Genomic DNA, 944 nt, shown 5'->3' on the forward strand with positions numbered 1-944 from the left:
GCAGGTGGGGAGGAGGAGTGTATTTTCCGTGGGTTAGGCGTGCTTTCGGTGGGGTTATGTGACAAGCGTAAAAAAGCCACCGAAGGGTGGCTATTGGAGGTAGTCGCACTTAAAACTTGATACTAAGCCATTAATAAGTCTTTGAACTCTAGAACCAAACTAAAACATTGTGCCATAAACACTAAATTTGAAGTAGAAGCAAAAGTGCCAAGCGTTGTGAATCCCTCTTAAATTGCTTGTTATGAAGAAGCTACCCACAGAGCATCGGCAAAAGTAAGACTTCACGCACGTTAACACATTTTTCTGTAACGGACGTCTTTTTAGTTTTGGATAGATAGTACTTACCAGAGATCATATCTTTTGCTAAAGTTAGACTACTTATAGTACTTAAACCATCATCAGCGTACAGATTGAAGATCGTCTTGTGAACCTGCCTAAAGATGTATGTTTTCTCTTTTTCAAAGTTCATGGTAAGACTATCACCGGCCATTGTACCCGTTTTCTTACCCTTACCTCGCCAGGAAATAGTATGCTGACCTGGCGAAACCTGAAAATGAACATACTCACCGTAGAACAATTTAGCAATATACTCTTTTTGACCGTCTAGCGTATAGGCAACATCACCAAAGATAGTCTTATCCTTAGCGTGTAAATAGTAAATATAGATATCTACAATATCGCCACTAGATTCTGATTCTAGCTTAAAGTCCTTTATTGCTTCCGACATTTGTTTTGGGTTTGGACCCGAAGCACAAGCGGTTAATACTGTTAACAATGATAACAACAATACTTTCTTCAATTTACAATCTCCGATTTAGATTATTCATAACAGCTTTATTAGATAGATAAATTCTGTATTTAAATACAGAATTTATCTATCTAATAATCTTATGCACGAAAGAGTACACATTGATATGCTACATATCAATAACTTATCTGTCGCG

The 944-nt window shown here is 37.4% G+C and carries 1 protein-coding gene; it reads right to left on the reverse strand.

Annotated features, from left to right (window positions below; translation table 11 throughout):
* Nucleotides 1–250: 250 nt before the first annotated feature.
* A complete protein-coding gene (locus VSA01S_RS19805; protein ID WP_039982552.1) occupies nt 251–799 on the reverse strand; it encodes a hypothetical protein in 549 nt (182 codons plus the stop codon).
* Nucleotides 800–944: the final 145 nt, after the last annotated feature.

The sequence above is a fragment of the Vibrio sagamiensis NBRC 104589 genome, assembly GCF_007990935.1.
GTDB classification, from domain to species: domain Bacteria; phylum Pseudomonadota; class Gammaproteobacteria; order Enterobacterales; family Vibrionaceae; genus Vibrio; species Vibrio sagamiensis.